This window comes from uncultured Desulfovibrio sp., from assembly GCF_944327235.1.
Classification (GTDB): Bacteria; Desulfobacterota; Desulfovibrionia; order Desulfovibrionales; family Desulfovibrionaceae; genus Desulfovibrio.
Genome location: NZ_CALVHE010000001.1, coordinates 79,584 through 101,014 on the forward strand (window position 1 = coordinate 79,584; position 21,431 = coordinate 101,014).

The 21,431-nt window shown below is 62.2% G+C and carries 15 protein-coding genes and 1 tRNA gene; 8 read left to right on the forward strand and 8 right to left on the reverse strand.

Features of this window, described 5'->3' with window-relative positions:
- Positions 1–38: 38 nt before the first annotated feature.
- On the forward strand, positions 39–842 hold the full coding sequence (locus Q0K00_RS00375) for an ABC transporter substrate-binding protein (protein WP_297226577.1): 804 nt from the start codon (positions 39–41) through the stop codon (positions 840–842).
- A 421-nt stretch (positions 843–1,263) separates the two neighbouring features.
- Here Q0K00_RS00375 and Q0K00_RS00380 read toward each other — a convergent pair whose 3' ends face one another.
- The 7 genes from Q0K00_RS00380 to Q0K00_RS00410 form a co-directional block, all read right to left on the reverse strand.
- Complete coding sequence (locus tag Q0K00_RS00380; protein ID WP_297226578.1) at positions 1,264–1,803, reverse strand: hypothetical protein; 540 nt, start codon at positions 1,801–1,803, stop codon at positions 1,264–1,266.
- 17 nt (positions 1,804–1,820) lie between these two features.
- Positions 1,821–2,090 (reverse strand): hypothetical protein, encoded by a 270-nt coding sequence (locus Q0K00_RS00385; protein ID WP_297226579.1) that lies wholly within the window; start codon positions 2,088–2,090, stop codon positions 1,821–1,823.
- A 343-nt stretch (positions 2,091–2,433) separates the two neighbouring features.
- Positions 2,434–3,531, reverse strand: a complete 1,098-nt coding sequence (locus tag Q0K00_RS00390; protein ID WP_297226580.1) for a nitronate monooxygenase — start codon at positions 3,529–3,531, stop codon at positions 2,434–2,436.
- Between the two features lie 282 nt (positions 3,532–3,813).
- Entirely contained in the window at positions 3,814–6,849 is a 3,036-nt protein-coding gene (locus tag Q0K00_RS00395; protein ID WP_297226581.1) for a PD-(D/E)XK nuclease family protein, read from the reverse strand.
- A 2-nt stretch (positions 6,850–6,851) separates the two neighbouring features.
- Positions 6,852–10,142: an exodeoxyribonuclease V subunit beta gene (locus Q0K00_RS00400; protein ID WP_297226582.1), complete on the reverse strand. Its 3,291-nt coding sequence runs from the start codon at positions 10,140–10,142 to the stop codon at positions 6,852–6,854.
- Between the two features lie 11 nt (positions 10,143–10,153).
- Positions 10,154–11,482, reverse strand: a complete 1,329-nt coding sequence (locus Q0K00_RS00405; protein ID WP_297226604.1) for an ATP-dependent 6-phosphofructokinase — start codon at positions 11,480–11,482, stop codon at positions 10,154–10,156.
- 246 nt (positions 11,483–11,728) lie between these two features.
- On the reverse strand, positions 11,729–12,286 hold the full coding sequence (locus Q0K00_RS00410; RefSeq protein WP_297226583.1) for an HD domain-containing protein: 558 nt from the start codon (positions 12,284–12,286) through the stop codon (positions 11,729–11,731).
- 150 nt (positions 12,287–12,436) lie between these two features.
- On the opposite strand from Q0K00_RS00410, the gene ricT reads away from it, so the two are divergent.
- Positions 12,437–13,552 carry a regulatory iron-sulfur-containing complex subunit RicT gene (ricT, locus tag Q0K00_RS00415; protein ID WP_297226584.1) on the forward strand — a complete coding sequence of 372 codons (1,116 nt, stop codon included), beginning with the start codon at positions 12,437–12,439 and terminating at the stop codon, positions 13,550–13,552.
- An 11-nt stretch (positions 13,553–13,563) separates the two neighbouring features.
- Positions 13,564–15,540: a methionine--tRNA ligase gene (gene metG, locus Q0K00_RS00420; protein WP_297226585.1), complete on the forward strand. Its 1,977-nt coding sequence runs from the start codon at positions 13,564–13,566 to the stop codon at positions 15,538–15,540.
- Positions 15,541–15,600: 60 nt separating this feature from the next.
- Here the strand turns inward: metG and Q0K00_RS00425 are convergent, their stop codons facing one another.
- Positions 15,601–15,816 (reverse strand): hypothetical protein, encoded by a 216-nt coding sequence (locus tag Q0K00_RS00425; RefSeq protein WP_297226586.1) that lies wholly within the window; start codon positions 15,814–15,816, stop codon positions 15,601–15,603.
- Positions 15,817–15,964: 148 nt separating this feature from the next.
- Here Q0K00_RS00425 and Q0K00_RS00430 point away from each other — a divergent pair, with 148 nt between their 5' ends.
- The 5 genes from Q0K00_RS00430 to Q0K00_RS00450 all read left to right on the forward strand — a co-directional run bounded on the left by Q0K00_RS00430 (position 15,965) and on the right by Q0K00_RS00450 (position 21,363).
- Positions 15,965–16,762: an undecaprenyl-diphosphate phosphatase gene (locus Q0K00_RS00430; RefSeq protein WP_297226587.1), complete on the forward strand. Its 798-nt coding sequence runs from the start codon at positions 15,965–15,967 to the stop codon at positions 16,760–16,762.
- Between the two features lie 93 nt (positions 16,763–16,855).
- Positions 16,856–16,932: transfer RNA gene (locus Q0K00_RS00435), tRNA-Met, on the forward strand.
- A gap of 179 nt (positions 16,933–17,111) precedes the next feature.
- The gene (gene mtgA, locus Q0K00_RS00440) at positions 17,112–17,858 is read left to right on the forward strand and encodes a monofunctional biosynthetic peptidoglycan transglycosylase (RefSeq protein WP_297226588.1); all 747 of its coding nucleotides are present in this window, start codon (positions 17,112–17,114) and stop codon (positions 17,856–17,858) included.
- A 586-nt stretch (positions 17,859–18,444) separates the two neighbouring features.
- Complete coding sequence (locus Q0K00_RS00445; RefSeq protein WP_297226589.1) at positions 18,445–19,914, forward strand: 30S ribosomal protein S1; 1,470 nt, start codon at positions 18,445–18,447, stop codon at positions 19,912–19,914.
- Between the two features lie 12 nt (positions 19,915–19,926).
- Positions 19,927–21,363 (forward strand): DegQ family serine endoprotease, encoded by a 1,437-nt coding sequence (locus Q0K00_RS00450; protein ID WP_297226590.1) that lies wholly within the window; start codon positions 19,927–19,929, stop codon positions 21,361–21,363.
- The last annotated feature ends 68 nt before the right edge of the window (positions 21,364–21,431 follow it).

Genomic DNA, 21,431 nt, shown 5'->3' on the forward strand with positions numbered 1-21,431 from the left:
AAAGCAGCATCACCCTCAGCACTCAGGACGGAAAAGGCTTGCCCATCCCCGCACGCCGGGTCATTTCCCTGTACGGCTCCTTCAATGAGATCCTGCTGGCGCTGGATGCGCGGGATGTCATCGTGGCTCGTACCGCTGCCGACGAACATCTGCCCGAACTGGCCGATCTCCCGGCTATCGGCACCCATATGCAGCCCAATGCCGAGCTCATCGTAGCGCAGAAACCGGACGTCATCCTGCAAATGAAGGGACGCCGGGAAACAGGGAGCCAAACGGAACACCTGCGTGAACTGGGTATCCCTGTCCTGACCTTTGAACTCAATTCTCTTGAGGACCTGTATTCGGTCACCCTGACCCTCGGTCGGCTTGTGGGGCGTGAAGTGGAAGCCACCAATCTGGTCGGTCAGTGGCGGCGACGGCTGGCCGCCCTGCGCAACAGCTATGCCACGGAGCCCGCGGTGCGCGTCTTTTTCGAAGCCAGTTCCCCCAATCTGCTGGCAGCCGGAAAGGGCAACATCGTCAACGATCTTATCAATGCCGCGGGAGGCATCAACGTGGTGGACTCCCCCCGCAAGCTGGTTCGCCTCAATGAAGAGGCTGTCATCGCCGCTGACCCGGACGCCTACGTCTATCAGGTCGGCCCCATGAATCCCACGCCGCAACCCGTGGCTGAACGGCCACATTACCGTGGACTGCGCGCCGTGCGGGAAGGCCGCATCCTTGAAGTAAAGGAAGAGATCTTTTCCCGACCCGGACCACGCTCCATCGATGCGGCGGAAATGCTCGGCCACTGGTTGCATTCCCGCCCAGCCGCGTCACAGGACACGCAGCAGGACGACTGATGCCGCCAAAACACCAAAAAAGAGAGGAGTCCGGAAAGTTCCCGGGCTCCTCTACGTTTATCCAATGCTGCGGATGACGGCCGTAAGTACCGCTCTCCGGCAGAAAAGACCTGAAGTATCTCCAGAAGTACACACCCCGTCATTTGAAACACTTCGCGTTTCAAACCATATGGCCTGTCGTTTCGCGGAAAAAATGCGGTTTTTCCGCTTGGTTTGGGCCGGGCGGTGCTGTGCCGCCGCCTCGCATTTTGCCTTTTTCAAAGGCAAAATGCTCTACTGGAGCCTGTTAACATTATTCGTTGCCTGTTTGGGGGGAAGAGTCGGGGATACGAGGCAACGCCGTCCCCAAAAGCAAGGGGAATGTGTACAGCGTATTTGTTTTATCTATTGAAATTATTTATAAAATTTGAGTTAAAACGCTCTATTGCAAGGGAGGCAGCGTTCCCGTTTCGGCCATCTGCCCGGCCTGGCGTTCCAGTTCCGTTCTGATCTGACCGTGCACGCGGCTTTGCGCCTCCAGCATATCGGCCAGCGGTGCCAGCCCTTCAAGGGCGCGCATGGCTGAGAAGGTCGTCTCCCAGATGGTCTGAAAACCTTCGGCAATGCGGGTATCCCTGTCCGCAGCCGCCGCATCCGTCTCACGCAGAAGTCCGGCAATGGCCGCCGAATACCGCAAGAGGACATCGTGTACCGACTGCCAGTGTCCTTCCAGTACGGCACGCTCCTTCTGGAGCTTTTCGCACCAGAGGAAATCCAGACGAAACTGGAACTCACGCCAGGCGTCGTTTTCCGCCTCTTCACGAGCATGGGGCGTACTTTCCAGAAAATGGATAAAACTATGCGCGAGCTCCTCGGAATAAAACCAGCCGACAGTGGTGAACCCCAGCAGGGTAGGAACGCTGGCGGACCAGCGGGTACGTCCGTCGGCCGTTGTCGCCCGTTTGCAGAAAAAGACCATCATATCCGAAAACCTCCCGTTCATTGCTGTTGCTGGGGGACGGCCACCGGCGAGGACGCGGTGGGGGCTGCCTGCGGTATGGCCGACGCATCCGGCTGCTGACTTGGTTGCGGCACGACCATATGCGCCAGCGCCAAGCCCACCAATCCCACGCCTAGCCAGAGCAACACCCCCTTGAGGCGCGTTTTGCGGCGGAACAATATGGCCCCCCTGGGGCTGATCAAACTCATGAGCATCATGACGGGGCTCAATGCCATGAGCATGGCGGACAAAAGTTCAAGACGTTCCATGGCAGCTCCTTCTGGAACAGTTTACCTCCGGGAGTCCCCGGGCGTGCATGGAGGGGCGTGGCGCGGGCCCATGCGTTCCTGGATGAAGACGGACTGCGTTGCTGTAGTCTTTATCCATTTGAAATAGATGTAAAACTTGTATTGGCAGGCCCCAGACGAACCAACGTAAAGGACATCAGCAAAAGTGCGTTGCGTCCATCCTCCGATCCCTCCCGCTTTTTCGCGCTGCGATGCGGCAGCGAACGGATAAAGCAAAAAGAGGGCGACACTTTTTGCCGCCCTCTCTTTTCGACAGTACGGCAGGGGAGGTCCCGCCGCCTTCGCCGTGCGTGGGCAAGAAGCCTCAGGCCTGCACGGCTTCGTATTCACGTTGCAGCGAGTCCATCAATTCCTTGACGGAAATGATCTCCTTGACGCGGGAAACATTGGCTCCGCAGAAGGCAAACCCCCGCTCCAGATTGCCCTTCATGGCATTGATGAGGGCGGACGCGATGCAGTAGGGGGTCTTTTCCTGCTCGCAGGTACTCACACAATGAAAGACGCACTTGAAAGGTTTTTTGCGTCCTTCACGTGCCGCTTCAATAAAGGCATTGTTCAGGGCCCGCCCCGGCATCCCCACAGGACTCTTGATGATGGTCACGTCCGCGTCCGTTGCCGCAAGGTAGCTGTCCTTGAAACGCTGATCGGCATCGCACTCGTGGGTGGCCACGAAGCGCGTTCCCATCTGCACGCCGGAAGCCCCAAGATGCAGGAACTTGTCGATGTCGGCCCCGCTGTAGATGCCGCCGGCCGCAATGACCGGGATGGCCTTGCCGGTCTTGTCCTCAAAGGGTTTGACCGACTCCACCACCTCAGGGATGAGTTTCTCCAGAGCAAAGGCCGGATCATCCAGCTCCTCGGCCTTGAACCCCAGATGCCCACCCGCCCTGGGGCCTTCCACCACCACGGCATCCGGCACATAGTCAAAGCGGCTCAGCCACTTTTTGGCTATGACCGTCGCCGCGCGGGCGGAAGAGACGATGGGCACGAGCTTGGTCTTGAACTCCTGCTTCTTTTCCTCGCAGAGTTCCCGCAACTGGCGAGGCATATCCAGCGGCAGGCCAGCGCCGGAAAAGATGACGTCGGCCCGATTCTCGATGGCGGTACGCACCATCTGGGTAAAGGTGGTCAACGCCACCATGATGTTGACGCCGATGATGCCCTGCGTTTTTTCCCGGGCGAGCTGCAACTCCTGCCGCAGGGCACGCAGATTGGCTTCAATGGGATTTTTGGCCACATCCGGCTCACGCATACCGATCATGGCCCCGGCAATGACGCCGATACCGCCTTCATTGGCCACGGCGGACGCCAGACCGGAAAGGGAAATGCCGACGCCCATGCCGCCCTGCACGATGGGACGACGGGCGCAGAGCTCGCCAATTTTCAAAGGGGGAAAAGGCACGGTAAACAACCTCCGCAGGCGCATGGAAGGAGAGGTCATGCCTTCTCCCGTCACATACGGGAGGCATCATGACCAGAGCGGACCGATTTTAGGTAAAAACAGGCGAAAACACAAGGGCAGGCCACCGCAACGGCAGGACGTTGCCCATCGCCCGCGACTGCCCGGCCCTTCCCGTACACAGTCCTTTGCGGGATCCCAGCCTCAAACAACCATACAATATCTTACAAAAAAACTTTCCCTGGTCACGCTCCGGCAGACAAGGGAAGGTCTGATCCGCCTCCTTCAGGCCCGGCAGGCTCCCCGATAGGGGCAGTGACCGCAACGCCCCGTCACAGGCTTGAAGGTCAGGCAATGCTCCATGTGCCAGATCACCAGACCAAGCAGCTCGCGGCAGCGCTGCAGGGCCACGGCATGATCTTCATCATTGTCCCACGGACCGCTGAACAAGGGGGATTCGCCCCCCTTTTCGTACAGCTCCACCAGACAGGCATTCTCCACTCGTTCCTTGGGCCGCAATGCGGCCAACAGGGGCACATAGCAGGGCAGTTGCAGACTGCGCACGCGCTCACGCACCACCGCCAGCAATGGTAAGGCATCGTCCGCATCCGCCGTGCCCGCCTCCGCCGCACGACGAAAATCATCCAGCTCCCGCCAGAACTCCTCGTCATCCCAGATCTGCGTATCTGCCCCGTGGACGCGCCCTGTCTTGTAATCAACGAGATGCAGGGCCTTGTCTCGACGGTCGATGCGGTCCGCCTGCCCCCGGAAGGCAAACTCGCGTCCTTCCCAGAGAAGCAACCGGGTCTCCAGCGGCTCCTCCAGACCGACGATGGTCGTTTCCGGCTGTTCATCCAGATACTTCCGCAGACGATACGGTGCGGACAGCTCCAGCATGATGCGGCTCTCCGGCGGCAGGGCGTTCTCTCCTCCCAGTTCGGCAAGGGCCTGCGCCAGCAGCCCATCCAGATCCGCCTCCCGGAAATGCGCTGCGCTCACGTCTTTCCCGATATACGGCCTGTACAACTGCTCGAGCACGCGATGGATGACCTTGCCGACCAATGCATGATCATCCCCCTCGTTGACTTCCTCGGCCTCATGCAGGCGGCAGAGATAATGCCAGACGAAGCGCTTGGGACAGCCGAGGTAGACATCCAGCGCCGTGGGCGAAAGACGACCGTCCAAAAAACGTCGCATGGACTCCCGCAGGGCAGGGGAGTGGGCGATCTCCTGCGGCAGCGCTGTGGAGGGACGCGCCGCACAGGAGGGCGTACGCAAGGGATCCTCACCGGGCACGAGCAGACGGCCGCGCCGCCGCTCTTCTCGCCAGATGAGCTGTTCCACAAAGCGACTGCGGCTTTTGCGGGCATCAAAGAGCGCCGAACGGGAAATGCCCTCCTGCCAGTAAAAGAAGACCTTGCGGGCTCCGGCGCACAGGCGGAACAGGGTATGTGCCGCCGCCCGTTCGCGCCGCCGCGCATCGGGCAGCCCCAGCTCCAGCCGCAGGCTGTCCGGCAGCAGGGGATCCTGCGCCGCGCTGCCGGGCAAACTTTCATCCGTGGCGTCCAGGATATGCAGATGATCAAAGTGCAGCAGGCGGGTCTCCAGCATACCCAGCACCTGCAGGCCGGTCAGGGGGACCGCCTCGAAGGGGATGCGCTCCTGCTGCATGATCTGCCGGGCAAACTGGAAAAGCTGCCGCGCCGTGAACGGCTCCCGGCTCAGGGCATTGTGCCGCAACACGGGCAGACAGTGTTCCCGCAGGCGGTACATGGCCTCGGCATCCAGCGGATAATGCGGCCATATGTGCCTGCCGCGCTCCTGCAGGCAGGTGCACAGAGCCTCCAGCGCGTCGGCCAGTCCCTCACAGGTGCGCACGGCGGCAAAGGCCGCAAAAAGGATATGCGTCAGTTCGCGCAGAGCGCGTACCTCCTGCGGCGCAAGTCTGGCTTCCACAGGAGACAGGGCTTCTTCCAGCGTAAGGCTCCGACTCCCCTGACGGATGGTTTCAGCCAGCAGGGCCAGCGGCTCCCGCAGAGAGGCGCGTTCCGTTCCCGCCACATCAGGAAGCTCCGCCGCATCATCCTGCTGCAACATGGCCAGATAGGGATGACGCAGGCATTCCAGCAGGCTCCGCCAGTAGTACCGGCCGTCCGCGCTGCATTCCTCCTGCGTACGGAAAAGACTTTCCAGCAGGCGGAAGAGCGGCGACCTCTCCAGCGGATATCCCATGGAGACGTTGACGTCCTTGCGCGGCAGATGATGCAGCACCGGCAAAAGCAGCCCGTTGTGCGTCAGCACCACGGCCGTGGACGGCCCGGCAGGCTTCTGGTCCGCGACCCAGTGGATGGCCCCGGCATCCTCGCCGTCCGGGTCGTCCAGACGGGCGGCCTCTTCTTCGACGGGCGGCATCTCCGCCAGCAGGGATTCACGCAGGGCCGCCAGCTGGGAATGCGCATCATAGCCGGCAAAAAAGTGGAATTCCGGATCGGGACCCTCCGTCGTGTCCGCCGCCTCCACAAGCGCAGCCCGCGCCTGCCAGCGCCGCAGCCAGCGGGAATGCTCCTCGCAGGCCCAATGCGGGCTACCCCCCAGAGCCAGCGCCGTATCGGTATGCAGACAGATGTCCGCGCCGGTTTCCCAGAGACGGCGGAGCAGCGTGTCCTCGGTGGGCGTCAGCAGGGCGAAGCCCGCCAGCAGCACAGGCCGGTCGGGACGGGCCCGCAGGCTCTCCGGCACCTGTCCGCTGAGACGGGCCACCTCGCAGGCATCAAAGCCCGGCGTCGTCCAACCTCGTTCGCGCAACAGGTGGGCATATGCCTCCTGGATGCGCCCCAGTGCGGCAAGCAGAGCGGCCGCGGGCGGCGCCACTTCCCCTTCCATGTGGGCAATGTCGGCGGCAGTCACGCCGTACCCGAAAAGCTCGTCCAGCAAACCGGCCAGCCGTATGCCCCAGGGCAGGAACTCCTCCATCTCCATGCGGGAGAAACGCTCGGCAAGGCCGCTGTCCGTACGGGAAAGGCCCGTGACGCACTCGCGCAGCAGCGCCACCTGATCCAGACTGTTGGCCGTGTGCGAGGGAGGTTCGCCTGTCTGTTCCCGCCAGCGGCCCAGCAATTCGGTGAAAGTCAGCACCTTGGGCAGCAAGACCGGTCTGCCGTCCAGGGCATAGAGGTGCTGCAGATAACGCCACGGCCGGTTATGCGGCACCACCAGCAGGGCCCGTCCGGGACAGCCGTCCGTACGGCGGGCGATGAATTCCTTGAGGGCTGGAAGGAAGGGCTTATGCCAGTCAAAAAGAGAAAAGGGCGTCCCGGACATGTCTACACCTCATGGCAGCAGGGAAAGACCTGCAGCAGATCCGCCAGCAGTTCCGTGGCGTCCGACAGTTCCACCCGCCGGAAGCGTCGCTCATCCAGATAGACGAGCAGTCCCGTTGCCGGCAGTCCCTGCGGCAGACAGCCCAGATAGCCACGCAGCTGCGCCGCATGTCCCGCCTCCGGCCTGCCGCTCTTGAACTCCAGCACCAGATACCGCCGTCTGCCCGGAACGACCAGATCCGCACGTCCGGCCCGCAGACCGTCGCGTCCGGGCACGAGCAGCCCCTGTTCCGCGTGTCCTCGACCCAGCCAGTCCATGAGCAGAGGCTGTCCCGCCACCCAGCCGAGAGCGGACAGGACGCCCTGACGCAAATCCTCATCCTCCGGTACGGCCCGTGGAAAGGTTTCCCTCCCGCGCCGCCATGCCGCTGCCGCCAGACTTTCGGCGCTGTCGCCTGCTGCGGCGGCAAGATGCTCAAGGCAGTGGTGCAGGAACTCTCCCCGGTCCTGGGGACGGAAGGAAGTCCCCAGCGGATTGCGGAAGATCTTGAGCGCGGGCAGCCACTGCATGGGCCGCCACGGCAGTTCGTCGCTGTCGGAAAGCGGCGAGGCTGCCGTCTCGTATGGCGCTACGGCCTCCTCGGATGATCCCGCCTCTTCGTCGATGCCGGACGTCTCCGCCGCCGGTGCCGGGGCCGGGAGACGTCCTTCCGCATAGGGGACATCGAACCCGGCCAGCTCCCAGAGACGGTCCAAGCCCGCCGTGACGCTGCCGCGCGATGACGGCGCGAGCGGCGTGCGGATGATGTGCAACTCCTCGCAGGCGCGGGTAAAGGCCACATAGAGCTGATTGAGACGCTCCACGCCCTGACGCACATATTCATTGTAATAGGGTTCGCCCATTTTGGCTCGTGCTCGACAGACGACGCGCACATCGCCCACGTTCATGGGCAGCATCTTGTCCACCTGGAGCGACATGCCGGTACCGGGCAGGATGACCACCGGGGCCTGCAGGCCCTTGGACTTGTGTATGGTCATGACGCGCACGGCATCCAGATTTTCCGGTGCGGGCACTTTCTCTTCCTGCCCCTTTCGATCCCAGTGGTACAGGAAGGCCGCCGGAGAAGCCAGACCGTTTTCCTCGGCGGAGGAGAGCACTTCCATGAAGCAGCGCAAAAAGACCGCCGCGTCGGGAAACCGTTCGCGAGCCTGGAGGCGTTCGCACCATTCCATCAGAGTGTCGTAGGGCGTCATGAGACCGGCTCGTCCGAGGAAGGGCGCCAGAAAATATTCCCAGATGTCCGGGCGAAACTCCCGGAAAGCCTGCCAGAGCGGACGCTGCCTGCGGGCATGGGCGGCTCTCCAGTCATGCAGCGCCTGCGGGTCAAGGCGGAATGCGGGGTGTCCGGCCAGCAGCGCACCGTGCAGCACAGTCCATAAGGCCACATCATCTTCGGGCCGGTCCAGAAAACGCAGGAAGGCCACCAGTTGCAAGATGAGCGGATGTTCCGCCAGCAAAAGGCTGTTCTCCGTGATGACGGGGATGCCGTCCTCCATGAGCAGTTCGGCATAATCGTGGGCCAGCTCGTTGGTGGTCACCAGCACGAGCACATCCGACCAGCGACGGCGCGATCCCGTCTCCCGCACGAGATGCAGCAGGCTTTCCCCTACCGCCTGCCGCCCTTCGGCGGCATGGAGGATCTCCCCGGCATCCGCCACGTCGTACACCCGCACAAAGCCGCCGGGAGCGACCGGCTCCGGCAGACGCTGCACGGCATCGGCATACGCGCCCGTCACGGCGGCAACGCCTTCTTCCAGCAGCTCGGCGGGAACGCTCTTGCCCAGGATGGCCGTCAGCACCTCCCGTGCCGTCTCATGATCGGTCAGACGGGAGAACAGGCGATTGTTGTGTTCCACGATGACCTGACGGCTGCGCCGGTTGCAGGGCAGGGATTCCTGACGACAGCCCTCGGCCATGTCCAGCAGTTCCACATCTTGCGCCAATTCATCAAAAAGGCGGGTATCACCGCCGCGCCAGCCGTAAATAGCCTGCTTGACGTCCCCCACCCAGGTCAGCGTCCCGCCCTGGGAAAGCGCTTCCCCCACCAGCGGATGCATGGCCTGCCATTGCTGGCGGCTGGTATCCTGAAATTCGTCGAGCATGAAATGTCGCAGGCGGCTGCCCAGACGGCAGAGGGCTTCCGGCACGCCGAACTCCCCGGACAGCGCCTCTCTGGCCTTGATCGGGATGAGTACCGCCGGGATATTGCCGTCCCGGCGGCTGTCGGCGGCGAAATCCTCGCACAGCATCTGGGCAAGACGTACGGTTTGAGCGGATTTGCGCGCTTCTGCCAGGATGGCAAGATCGCGGATCGCCTCATTGGCTGTCTGCCACAACCTTTTCCAGGCCGCTGTCAGCGAATCGGGGCAGGCACTGCCTTTATTGAGGATCTCCTTGTCCGGCTCGGTGAAGTAGGAGCTCGTCATAAAGCCCGCGTCCCCGGCAGCGACCTTTTCGCAAGCCTGCTTCGCATAGAGCTTGAGCTTGATGCCGCTGCCCCGGCCTTCCTCAAGGAAGACTTCGGCCGCCGTACGACAGGCCGTCCAGATGCGTTCTTCCTCCGCGTCGATGGCCGACGGCGGACTGAGACGGGAAAAACTCCCGTCCAGAAAGCCGTCCCAGAGGGAACGCAGTTCCTCCACAAGGTGCGCGCCCGCCACAAAACCCTTCCTGTCCGCCTGAAAGATCAGCCCGGCGTACGCATCGCGCAGCATGGCCAGCTTGTCCGCGTCCCCGTGCCAGGCCTCGTCTATGAGCCTGTCCAGACGGGGCTGCATGGCTTCGCCGCTGGCAAAGACGGGCTGGAAGTCCGGCGGCAGGCCGAGATCCAGCGCCGCGGCCCGCACGATACGATGCAACAGGCTGTCGATGGTGCGGATGTTGAGCGAAGAAAGATCGCGCAGGATGACGTCCAGCCAGCGGACGGCCGCGTGCGGCTGCAGCGGGATGTCCTGTGCCGTATTGCCCAGAGCCACGTTTTTCAGTTCCCTGATGACGCGATCGCGCATTTCCGTGGCTGCGGCATTGGTGAAGGTGATGGCGAGGATCTCCCCCCAGTGCGCGGGGCCGTCATGACGCATCAGGCAGGCGGCCCCCGATCCGGCGGCATTTGCCTCGCATTGGGCAAGCCGGTTCAGAAAAAGACGCGTCAGGGTATAGGTCTTGCCTGAACCGGCGGATGCCTTGATCTGGAGCATACGCTGCCGGGAACGCAGGGCGGCGGCAATATCCATGTCGTCAAGCCCTATGCCTGCTCCGACGGCAGCATACCGGCAAGCATCCCCTGACCAGTGGACTCCAGCACGGCCCTCCAGAGATCGGAAGCGATGTTGAGCTTGCGACGCTTGGCCGTCACCAGCGGCAGCGGCAGGTGCACGAACTTGTCCTGCAGGCGGCCCACCACCATCTCCGTGCGACCGGCCATGGCGGCATGGACGGCATACTGGCCCAGAAAACCGCAGTACACCTTGTCATTGGGCGTGGCGGGCACGGAGCGGATGATGTAGCTGGGGTCAATGAACTTGAGCGTATGCGGCACCCCGCGCTCCCCAAGATAACGCCTGATCTCCTGTTGCAGCAGGGTGGCGATGTCCCCCAGCACAGGATTGCCCGATATGTCCGTTTCGCCGCGCTGATCCAGCAGATGCTGCCCGGCGCCCTCGGCCACCACGATGACGGCATGATGCCGCGCCGCGAGCCGCTGTTCCAAGGCGGGCAGCAGGCCGCCTTGGCCTTCCAGCCGGAAGGGGGCCTCCGGCACGAGCACGAAATTCACTTCCTTGAGGGCCAGTGCGGCACGCGCCGCGATAAAGCCCGACTCGCGCCCCATGAGCTTCACCAGGCCGACGCCGTTATGCACGCCGCAGGCCTCGGTATGGGCGCACTGTATGGCTTCCGTGGCCTTGGATACGGCGGTCTCGAAACCGAAGGACTGGGCAATGAAGTTGATGTCGTTGTCGATGGTCTTGGGGATGCCGATGACGGCAAGCTTGAGACCGCGCGAGGAGACTTCGGTGGCGATGGCCTGTGCCGCCTTCATGGAACCGTCGCCGCCGATGACGAACAGGATGTTCACATTGTTGCGCTCCAGCATGTCCACGATCTCTTCTGGGGACTGCGGCCCGCGCGAAGTCCCCAGGATGGTCCCCCCGAAACGATGGATATCGCTCACGCGCTGCGGCGTCAGCTCGGCCACCGTATGGCCGTAACGGGAAATGAAGCCTTCCAGACCGTAACGGATGCCGAGGACGGACGGCACGTCATAGGCGTGATAGGCTTCCAGCACGATGGAGCGGATAACGTCGTTGAGCCCCGGACAGAGCCCGCCGCAGGTGACGATGGCGCATTTGGCCCGACGAGGATCGAAATAGAGCTTGCGCCGCGGCCCGGCCGCCTCGAAGCAGAGGCAGACCGGGTCGTCGAAATCGTCGCAGAGCTCTCTGTCCACATAGATGGGGATGCGCCGGTCGTCGGCCCAGGCCCGGAAGGGCAGGGGGGAATCCAGCTTGGCCGGGCCGAGCAGCCGGATGTCGGTCGCTATGCCGTTATATTCCCTGTGACAGACGGACAGCATGGGCTGTGACGCGTCGTCCATGTGCTGCTGCGACATGTTTTCCTCTCCTTGTTCATTGCTTTGTTGGGGGGAAGGGGAACCCCTCCAGCGCTGGAGGGGTTCCCCTTCCCCCCAAGCCCCCTATCCCTTACCCCAGCGCGCTTTTGTCAGGGAAAGAAACAGGAACGCGGGGCTACCCCCCGTCCCGCAAAACACGCGGGGGATGGACGGCTGGTCTCCCTTATCCATTGAGAGCAGTGTTACGCCCTATGCGCCCGGCTGCGCGGCGTCATGCTCCGCCTTCATGGCGGCGATGACCAGCGTGAGGAAGGCGTCCAGCTCCAGACCGATCTTTTCACATTCCCGGATATTGTCCCGGTTGACGCTGGCGGCAAAGGCCTTGTCCTTCATCTTTTTCTTGATGCTCTTGCTTTCCATGCCCTCGTAGCCTGTGGGCCGCATGAGGGCCGCGGCGCCGACCAGACCGGTGACGGTCTCCGCACAGCGCAGGGCATAGTCCAGCCGGCTTTGCGGCATGACGCCCGTCATTTCTCCGTTATGTGCCCGGATGGCCGTAAGGGCTTCCTCCGGCAGTCTGTCCGCAAGCAGCTCGGCAGCCGCAAGCCCATGCCGCTGCGGTTCGTGCATGGTGGCGGGATAATCCACATCATGCAGCAGGCCCGTAAGCGCCCAGAGCTGTTCATCCTCGCCAAAGTGGCGGGCCAGCGCGGCCATGACCGCCGCCGACGCCGTACTGTGCTGCAACAGCCCGCCTTCCACACCATTTTCCGCCAGCAAAGCCAGCGCATCCTTATGGGATATCATGAGTGCATACCTCGTCAAAGAAAAGTGTCTTTAGCCTATGTCAGGCGGAAGCGCTTGGCAAGGGAGGAGCGTCCCGTGTTGACAGCGCACGGAATATGTCGGAAAAGCACTGTTTGTCGTCATGATTTCTTCACGAGGTTCCGTATCGCCATGCCCCTTTATGGCCTGAAATTCCGTACGCTCGGTCAGACGAGCTACCATTCCGGCCCGGATTCGCTACGCCCCGGCGACTATGTGATCATCGCCGCGGAGCAGGGCGAGGCTCTGGCCGAGGTCGTCTCCGGGCCGCATGAAAGCCTGCCCGCGCCCTATGCCGACGCCTCTCAGGACATCCTGCGTCCGGCCACGGCGGAGGACAGGGAACGCGCCCGCAGCAACGCCGTCCTGGCGCAGGAGGCCGCCGCCTTCTGCCGTCAGTGCATCCGGCAGCGCCGTCTGGACATGAAACTTGTGGAAGTGGAAGTCTATTTTGACCGCAGCAAGTTCATCTTTTACTTTACCGCTCCGGCACGCATCGACTTCAGGGAACTGGTAAAGGATCTGGTGCGCGAGTACCGCGCCCGCATCGAACTGCGCCAGATCGGCGTACGCCACGAAACGCAGATGGTGGGCGCAGTCGGCAACTGCGGCATGGTCTGCTGCTGCCGCCGCTACCTGCGCAAGTTCGCGCCGGTGACCATCCGCATGGCCAAGGAGCAGAACCTTTTCCTCAATCCGGCCAAGATCTCCGGCATCTGCGGACGCCTCCTGTGCTGCCTTGCCTACGAACAGGAGAACTACGACCGCTTCCACCGCAATTGTCCTCGTCTGGGCAAGAAGTACCAGACCACGCAGGGCGGCATGAAGGTCCTGCGGGCCAACATGTTCCGCAACTCCCTGTCCGTCCTCAATGAGAACAACGAAGAACTTGAACTGACGCTTGAAGAATGGCAGGCCCTTGAGCCGCATCGTCCCGAAGCGCCGCAGCAGCAGGGGACTGGGCAGAACAAGACGCAGGCCAAGCCGTCGGCCTCTCCCGCCGCGGACGGTATGCTCATCGTTTCCGCCACGCCGGACACCATCGACGACGATCTGTCCCGCTTCCATGACCTGCTGCCGGAGGCGGAAGGCGATCTGGACACGCTGCCGGACAATGTCGTGGGGCAGGAAAACGGCACGGGCCAGACGGCGGGACAGGGCGAAGGCGGCAAGGCCCGTCGCAAGCGCCGCCGCAAACCGGCCGCCCGCGGCACAGATGACGGCGGCCCTTCTACCGAACAACCGTAAGGAGCGACCCGGTGTCCCATTTTTTCATCACCACGCCCATTTACTACGTCAATGCGCAGCCGCACCTCGGCCACGCCTATACCACCATCGTAGCGGACTGCCTCGCCCGCTTCCATCGCCTGAAAGGAGAGGACACCCTTTTCCTGACCGGCACGGACGAGCACGGGGACAAGATCGTGCAGTCCGCCGAAAAGCAGGGCAAGAGCCCGCAGGAATTCGTGGACGGCATCAGCGCGCAGTTCCGCTCGCTCTGGCCGCAGCTCGGCATCGCCAATGACCGTTTCGTGCGGACCACGGATGCCGACCACAAGGCCCGCGTACAGCGCTTCCTGCAGCAGGTCTATGATGCCGGGGACATTTATTTCGGGGAGTTCGGCGGCCATTACTGCTACGGTTGCGAACGTTTCTATACGGAAAAGGAGCTGGAGAACGGCCTCTGCCCGCAGCATCTCACCAAGCCTGAGTTCATCAGCGAGAAGAACTACTTCTTCCGCATGTCCAAATACCTTCCCTGGCTCAAGGAGCACATCCTTGCCAATCCCGACTTCATCCGGCCGGAGCGCTACCGTAATGAAGTGCTGGGTATGCTGGAATCCGGCGCGCTGGAAGATCTCTGCATCTCCCGCCCCAAGAGCCGTCTGACCTGGGGCATCGAGCTGCCCTTCGACACGGATTACGTATGCTATGTCTGGTTCGATGCGCTGCTCAACTACATCAGCGCGCTCGGCTGGCCCGACGGCCCCGATTACGCACGCTACTGGCCGGGCGAGCATCTGGTGGCCAAGGATATCCTCAAGCCCCATGCCATCTTCTGGCCTACCATGCTCAAGGCTGCGGGCCTGCCGCTCTACCAGCATCTGAACGTCCACGGCTATTGGCTGGTTCGCGACACAAAGATGTCGAAATCCTTGGGGAATGTCGTCGATCCGCTGGCCATGAGCCGGGAATTCGGCCTGGATGCCTTCCGCTATTTCCTCTTGCGGGAAATGCATTTCGGCTCCGACGCCAGTTTCAGCGAGGAGAGCATCGTCACTCGCATCAATGCCGATCTGGCCAACGATCTGGGCAATCTTTACAGCCGCGTGCTGTCCATGACCGCCAAGTTCTGCGACGGCAAGACGCCTCCGTGCGGCAGCCTGCATGAAGATGACAAGGCCATTGCCGAGCTTTGCCTCACGGCCGTGCAGAATTTCATGCAGCTCTTCGGCGTCGTCCAGTTCTCGCAGGCGCTGGAATCCCTCTGGGAGCTGGTGCGTGCCTGCAACAAGTATGTGGATTCTCAGGCGCCGTGGGCCCTGTCCAAACAGGGCGATACCGAACGCCTGAATACGGTGATGCATACCTTGCTCACGGCCATGCGCAAGGTGGCCCTCTGCCTCTGGCCGGTCATGCCACAATCGGCGGCAGCCATGCTGACCCAGCTTGGACAGCCCGCCAGCGGCGAAACGGCCCCGGCCTGCGATCTGGAGCGGGAGGCGAACGAATTTTCCGGGCTGACGGAGGGCACGCCGCTGGCGGCCGCCTCCAATCTCTTCCCGCGCATCGACGTTGCGGCCCGGGCCAAGGCGGCCGAAGCCGCCGCCAAAGCCGAAAAGGAAAAGAGCAAGGCTGAAAAGGCCGCACAGAAGGCGAAGCCGGCTTCCGAGCCTGCGGGACCGGCGGAAGAGATCACCTTTGACCAGTTCAAGGCGGCGGATCTGCGCGTGGGTACGGTGCGCGTTTGCGAACGTCATCCCAATGCCGACCGCATCCTGCGCCTTGAGATCGACTTTGGAGAAGGGCAGCCGCGACAGATCCTCTCCGGACTGGCGGAGTTCTTTGCTCCGGAAGAGCTCATAGGCAAACAAGTCTGCGCCGTGCTCAATCTGGCGCCACGCAAGATACGTGGCCTCATGTCCCACGGCATGGTGCTCACGGCGGAGCAGGACGGCAGGCTCGTCCTCCTGCAGCCCGGCGGCAGTATGCCCGACGGCAGCCGGATAGGGTAGACAGAAAACAGCAGGGGCAGGGCGCTGCAGCGTTCTGCCCCTTGCCGGTCCAGCCGCAGATCAGTCGCGTACCGGGGACGGCATGACGGAACGTTCCCCGGCCTGCGTCGTGAAAAGACGTTCCAGGGTCTGCTGATCAAGAGGGGTCAGGTTGAAGCGCATCGAGGCTTCATCCAGCAGGGCATAGAGCCCGGCCCGCCCCTTTTCGGCCAGTTCGGCAGCCACATAGGCCGCCGCACGCCGTACCAGCTCGCTTTGCGGCATGATCGTCGCCATGAAAGCCTCCTTGCGCGGCCGATCGCCGGAAACGGCGGCCGCTCCGCACTCATGCTGAATCGACAAGCCCGGCCTGCCGGGCGTCTCTATCAACCACTAGCCAAAGTCGTGCCCCTTGGCAATGCGAAAGGGCGCACTCGGGGAAAACATGGACAATCTTTTTGTGGCCCTCATCCTCAGCATTGTGGAAGGACTCACGGAATATCTGCCCGTCTCCTCATCGGGCCATCTGATCCTGGTCAGCGATCTGCTCAATTTCGTGGGCGAAAAGGCCGCGACGTTCAATGTGGTCATCCAGCTCGGCGCCATCATGGCCGTGGTGGTACTGTACTGGGAACGTTTCTGGGGATTGCTGCGCCCGCAACCCTATGTCCGCTTCGCCGGTATGCGCGGCATCGTCCTGCTCGTCCTGACCTGTCTCCCGGCCTGCATCGTAGGGCTGCTCCTGCATTCCACCATCAAAAAATATCTCTTCACGCCCACCACGGTGCTGCTGGCTTTGGTGGCGGGAGCCGTCATGATGATCGTGGTGGAACGGCGCAAGTACCGTCCCACCTGCGTGACGCTGGACGAAATGACGCCCCGACTCGCGCTGGGCATCGGTCTCTTCCAATGCCTCTCGCTCTGGCCGGGCTTTTCCCGTTCGGCGTCCACCATCATGGGCGGTATGCTCCTCGGCGCCAAGCGCAACGTGGCCGCGGAATATTCCTTTATCGCCGCCGTGCCCATCATGATCGCCGCCACGGGCTATGACATGCTCAAGAGCTGGCATCTCTTTACCGCGGCGAATATCCCCTTCTTTGCCGTGGGCATGGTAGGGGCCTTCCTTTCCGCGCTGATCGCCATCAAGGCGTTCGTGGCGCTGGTCGGACGCATCACTCTCGTTCCCTTTGCCGTCTACCGGCTCGTACTGGCCCCCTTTGTCTTTTATTTCATGGTATATTGAGGCCATACAAAAAAATTGGGCTGACCTGAAAAAAATGCTTGCCAGAAAGCGGAAGTTTGTCTATGTTCTTCTTCGCGCTTGATGGAAAAACATGGCAAGGTAGCTCAGTTGGTCAGAGCATGCGGTTCATACCCGCAGTGTCGGGGGTTCAAATCCCTCCCTTGCTACCAGAATGCAGGACGTCCGGGAGCTCTTCTCCCGGACGTTTTTCTTTTTGCGCCGGACAGCCGCTGTCCGTGAAACCGCCATGCTGAGACCTCCTTCCACCCCGACACGCCCCCCGCGCACGACCACCGCCAGACCGTCCGCGGGGCCTGTTCTTCCTGCCAGAGGGAAAAAAACGGACGCCGTGCCGCCTGCCGCGACGGACACGATACCGAGCTGGCGGGAGAGTCTGCGTCGCTATGCCGCGCATCTGAGACGCCACCCTGTCCGCAGCCTGCTGCGCTGGGCCGTGTTCCTGTTCTTTCTGGATATCTTCCGCTACCTGGTTTTGCCGCCGGTCCTTCCTCTCATGACGGATCCCCCCAAAGAAACAGCCATGATGGAACTGCGCCGTGAGGCCTTCGCCAAGGCGCATCCCGGCAAGCCGTGGCGTCTCCGACAGCGCTGGGTGCCGCTGGAACGCATCTCCCCGTGGCTGCGACAGGCTGTCGTGGCTTCGGAAGACGACCGCTTCTATACGCATCATGGCTTTGACTTTGAATTGCTCTGGCAGGCGGTCGTGCGCAACTGGGAAAAGGGCAGACTGTCGGCCGGGGCCAGCACCATCACCCAGCAGCTGGCGAAAAATCTCTGGTTTTCGCCCGAACGCTCCCTGCTGCGCAAGCTCAAGGAAGCCATCATGACGGCACGCCTGGAACTCTGGCTCGACAAGGACCGGATCCTTGAGCTGTATCTGAATGTGGTGGAATGGGGGCAGGGGATCTTTGGCGCGGAAGCCGCCGCCCGCCACTACTTCGGCAAGTCGGCCGCCGCCCTGACCAAACGGGAAGCCGCGCAGCTGGCGGTCATGCTGCCCGCTCCGCTCAAGCGTTCACCGCGCTCGCCGCTGGTGCAGCGCCTGTCCTCCCGCCTCATGCGGCGCATGTACTAGAGTTAACACTATTCGCTGCCTTTCGGTCGCTCCCATCCCCCAAAGTCCCCCATCCCTTCCCCAACGCGCTTTTACCAAGGAAGAGTCAGGGATACGAGGCAACATCGTCCCCAAAAGCAAGGGGAATGTGCACAGTTTACTTGTTTTATCTATTGAAATTATTTGTAAAATTTGTGTTAACAGGCCCTAGGACGACACTATTTGCTGTTTGTTGGGGGAAAGAGATAGAGACACGGGGCACCCCCACCCCCAAAGGCAAGCGGAGAGTGTATAGCCTGTTTTTCTTATCTATTAAAATTAGTTATAAATTTTTAACAGACCCTGGAGCACTTTCAGTTTGAAACGCTTCGCGCTCCAAACCATACGGTCTGTCGTTTCGCGGAAAAACGCGTTTTCCCCGCCTGGTTTGGTCCGGGCGGCGCTGTGCCCGCCGCCTCCTGTTCAAAAATCATACGCCGTCCAGTTTTTGCACAGGGCAGCCGGGGAGGGCGGCGACTGAGGGCAACGCCTCTTGATTGTCTTCTGTGTCGTAATGGGGTAGAGTGCTCCCCTCATGTCTGAGACCACACCTTTCAAGGAGTAATACATGACCGAGGAATTGCAGACCCAGCAGGGCCATGATGACGCCCAGGAAGATTTCGCCACCCTTTTTGCCGCGCAGGAGGCCGCCGCGCCCCGTCTGCAGACTGGCCAGAAGGTGACGGGAAAGATCATTGAGATCAATGGTGATTCCGTCTTTGTCGATGTGGGCATCAAGGTGGACGGCGTCATGGATCGCAAGGACATTCTCGATGCCGAAGGCAAGGAAATGGTAGCCCCCGGCGACAGCATCGACGTATGGGTCGTGGGCGTCAATCCCCATGAGATCCGTCTGTCCCGTTCCATGAGCGGCAGCGGCATGGCTGCCCTGGAAGAAGCCTGCCAGTCCGGCGTCCCGGTGGACGGTCGCGTCGTGGCCTCCTGCAAAGGCGGCTATACGGTGGAAGTGCTCGGCAAGACCGCCTTCTGTCCCGGCAGCCAGATGGATGCCGCCGCTACGGGCGACGCCGAGTCCGTCGTGGGCCGCACCATGCAGTTCGTGGTGCTGCGCGTGGAGAATCGCGGACGCAACATCGTGGTCTCCCGTCGGGCCCTGCTGGATCGCGAACGTCAGGACAATCTGGAAAAGCTGCTGGCCAGCATCAAGGTCGGTGATACCGTCGAGGGCCGCATCACGCGCCTTGCCCCCTTCGGCGCCTTCATGGAACTGGCCCCGGCCGTGGAAGGCATGATCCACCTTTCCGAACTGTCGTGGTCGCGCGTGGGCGCTGCCGATGAAGCCGTCTCTCCCGGGGATATGGTGCGCGCCAAGCTGCTCTCCGTGAGCACGGACGACAAGGGGCGTACCCGCATCTCCCTTTCCCGCAAACAGGCTGAGGGCGATCCCTGGGCTCAGGTGACCGACCGTCTGGCTGTGGGCAGCATCATGGAAGGCAAGGTGACCCGCCTCGCGCCCTTCGGCGCCTTTGTGGAACTGCTTCCCGGCGTGGAAGGTCTCGTGCACCTTTCCGAAATGTCCTGGACCAAGCGCGTGAACAAGGCCGAGGACGTGGTGGCCGCAGGGGATACCGTGTCCGTGAAGATCAAGGAGATCAACCCCGAGACCCGTCGCATCTCCCTGAGCATACGTGACGCCGAAGGCGATCCGTGGCAGGAGGCCGCCAGCCGCTTTGCCGTGGGCACGGTGGTGGAAGGCACGGTGGAGAGCCAGAGCAAGTTCGGCGTCTTTGTGACGCTGGCTCCGGGCATCACGGGCCTGCTCCCGGCCGGCGTCATCAAGAACGCCAAGAAAAGCGAGTTCACGAGCCTCGACAAGGGCGACAGCGTCAAGCTGGTCGTTCAAAATCTGGACACCGCCGCTCGCCGCATCAGTCTGGCTCCCGAAGGCGTGGAAGTGGCGGAAAAGCCCCGCGACACGGAATGGAAGCAGCACGCCAGCACGGGTTCCGCCGGACAGGGGGCTGGAATGGGGATCATGGCACAGGCTTTGCAAAAGGCTCTGCAAAAGAAAGCCTAAGGAGCTTCCCCTATGAGAATGAGAAAACCCCTTGCCCTGGCGCTCGCCACCCTGCTCATGATGGGCAGTCTGGCGCAGGCCGCCACGCTGCCTGACTTTTCCACGCTGGCCGCCAAATGCGGTCCGGCGGTGGTGAATATCGGCACCGAACGCACCGCACAGGCGGGCGGGCCCGAAGAATTCTTCGGAGAGATGTTCCGCAACATGCCCCCCGGCTTCGGTCAGTTCTTTGATCAGTTCGGCATGGGACCGCGTGGTGGCCATCCGCGTGCCCCGCAAAAAAAGCAGAAGTCCCTCGGTTCGGGCTTCATCATCTCGGCTGACGGCTATATCGTCACCAACAACCATGTGGTGGCCGATGCCGACGTGATCCATGTGACCCTTGACGAGAGCAACGGCAAGTCCACGCCGCTGGTGGCCAAGCTCATCGGCGCGGATGAAGAGACCGACCTTGCCCTGCTCAAGGTTGAAGCCAAGAAGGAGCTGCCCTTCCTCAAGTTCGGCAATTCCGACGCGCTCAAGGTGGGCGAGTGGCTCATGGCCATCGGCAATCCCTTCGGTCTTGACCATACGGTGACCTCCGGCATCCTTTCCGCCAAGGGCCGCAACATCCGCTCCGGGCCGTTCGACAACTTCCTGCAGACGGACTGTTCCATCAATCCCGGCAACTCCGGGGGCCCGCTGCTGAACATGGATGGTGATGTGGTCGGCATCAATACCGCCATCATCGCCAGCGGGCAGGGGATCGGCTTTGCCATCCCCAGCAACATGGCCGCCAACATCATCGAGCAGATCAAGAGCGGCAAGAAGGTCAGCCGCGGCTGGATCGGCGTGACCATCCAGGATGTGGACGAAGCCATGGCCAAGGCCATCGGCATGGAAACGCCGCGTGGAGCGCTGGTAGCCAGCACCCTGGAAGGCGAGCCTGCCGCCAAGGCCGGCATTGAGGATGGCGACGTCATCGTCAGTGTGGACGGCGAGAACATTGCCGATTCTTCCGCCCTGCTGCGCGCCATTGCCGCCAAGAAGCCCGGCAGCATCGTCAAGCTGGGTGTCTGGCGCGGCGGCAAGGAGCAGGTGATGGACGTCACCCTCGGGGAACGTCAGAGCGCCCAGAGCGCCGCAACTCCCGGCAAGGACGGCAAGAAGCAGGACGAAGGCCTGCTGGGCCTTACGGTGCGGGCACTCAAGGCGGAAGAACGTCAGGAGATGGATCTGTCCGACAAGGAAGGCATCCTTGTGCTGGAGGTCAACCCTGACAAGGCCGCTGCCGAAGCGGACATCCGCCCCGGCGACATCATCCTGCGGGCTGACCGCAAGCCGGTCAACACTCCTGAGGCGCTCTCCAAGATCGTCAAGGAAGTGGGCGTGCAGCGCGGCGCCATCATGCTGCAGGTCATGCGGCGCGGTGATACGCTCTTCAAGGCCCTCACCATCGAGAAGAAGTAGACGGAAAGACCTTTCCGACAACAAAAAAGGAGGCGTAAGCCTCCTTTTTTGTTGTCCTTCAAATGGAT

What these genes read in the sequence shown, in the direction of transcription:
- Q0K00_RS00380 (WP_297226578.1), bottom strand. Translation starts at nt 1,803, where the DNA reads ATGATGGTCTTTTTCTGCAAACGGGCGACAACGGCCGACGGACGTACC.
- Q0K00_RS00385 (WP_297226579.1), bottom strand. Translation starts at nt 2,090, where the DNA reads ATGGAACGTCTTGAACTTTTGTCCGCCATGCTCATGGCATTGAGCCCC.
- Q0K00_RS00395 (WP_297226581.1), bottom strand. Translation starts at nt 6,849, where the DNA reads ATGTCCGGGACGCCCTTTTCTCTTTTTGACTGGCATAAGCCCTTCCTT.
- Q0K00_RS00400 (WP_297226582.1), bottom strand. Translation starts at nt 10,142, where the DNA reads ATGGATATTGCCGCCGCCCTGCGTTCCCGGCAGCGTATGCTCCAGATC.
- Q0K00_RS00405 (WP_297226604.1), bottom strand. Translation starts at nt 11,482, where the DNA reads ATGCTGTCCGTCTGTCACAGGGAATATAACGGCATAGCGACCGACATC.
- Q0K00_RS00410 (WP_297226583.1), bottom strand. Translation starts at nt 12,286, where the DNA reads ATGATATCCCATAAGGATGCGCTGGCTTTGCTGGCGGAAAATGGTGTG.
- ricT (WP_297226584.1), top strand. Translation starts at nt 12,437, where the DNA reads ATGCCCCTTTATGGCCTGAAATTCCGTACGCTCGGTCAGACGAGCTAC.
- Q0K00_RS00425 (WP_297226586.1), bottom strand. Translation starts at nt 15,816, where the DNA reads ATGGCGACGATCATGCCGCAAAGCGAGCTGGTACGGCGTGCGGCGGCC.
- Q0K00_RS00430 (WP_297226587.1), top strand. Translation starts at nt 15,965, where the DNA reads ATGGACAATCTTTTTGTGGCCCTCATCCTCAGCATTGTGGAAGGACTC.
- Q0K00_RS00445 (WP_297226589.1), top strand. Translation starts at nt 18,445, where the DNA reads ATGACCGAGGAATTGCAGACCCAGCAGGGCCATGATGACGCCCAGGAA.
- Q0K00_RS00450 (WP_297226590.1), top strand. Translation starts at nt 19,927, where the DNA reads ATGAGAATGAGAAAACCCCTTGCCCTGGCGCTCGCCACCCTGCTCATG.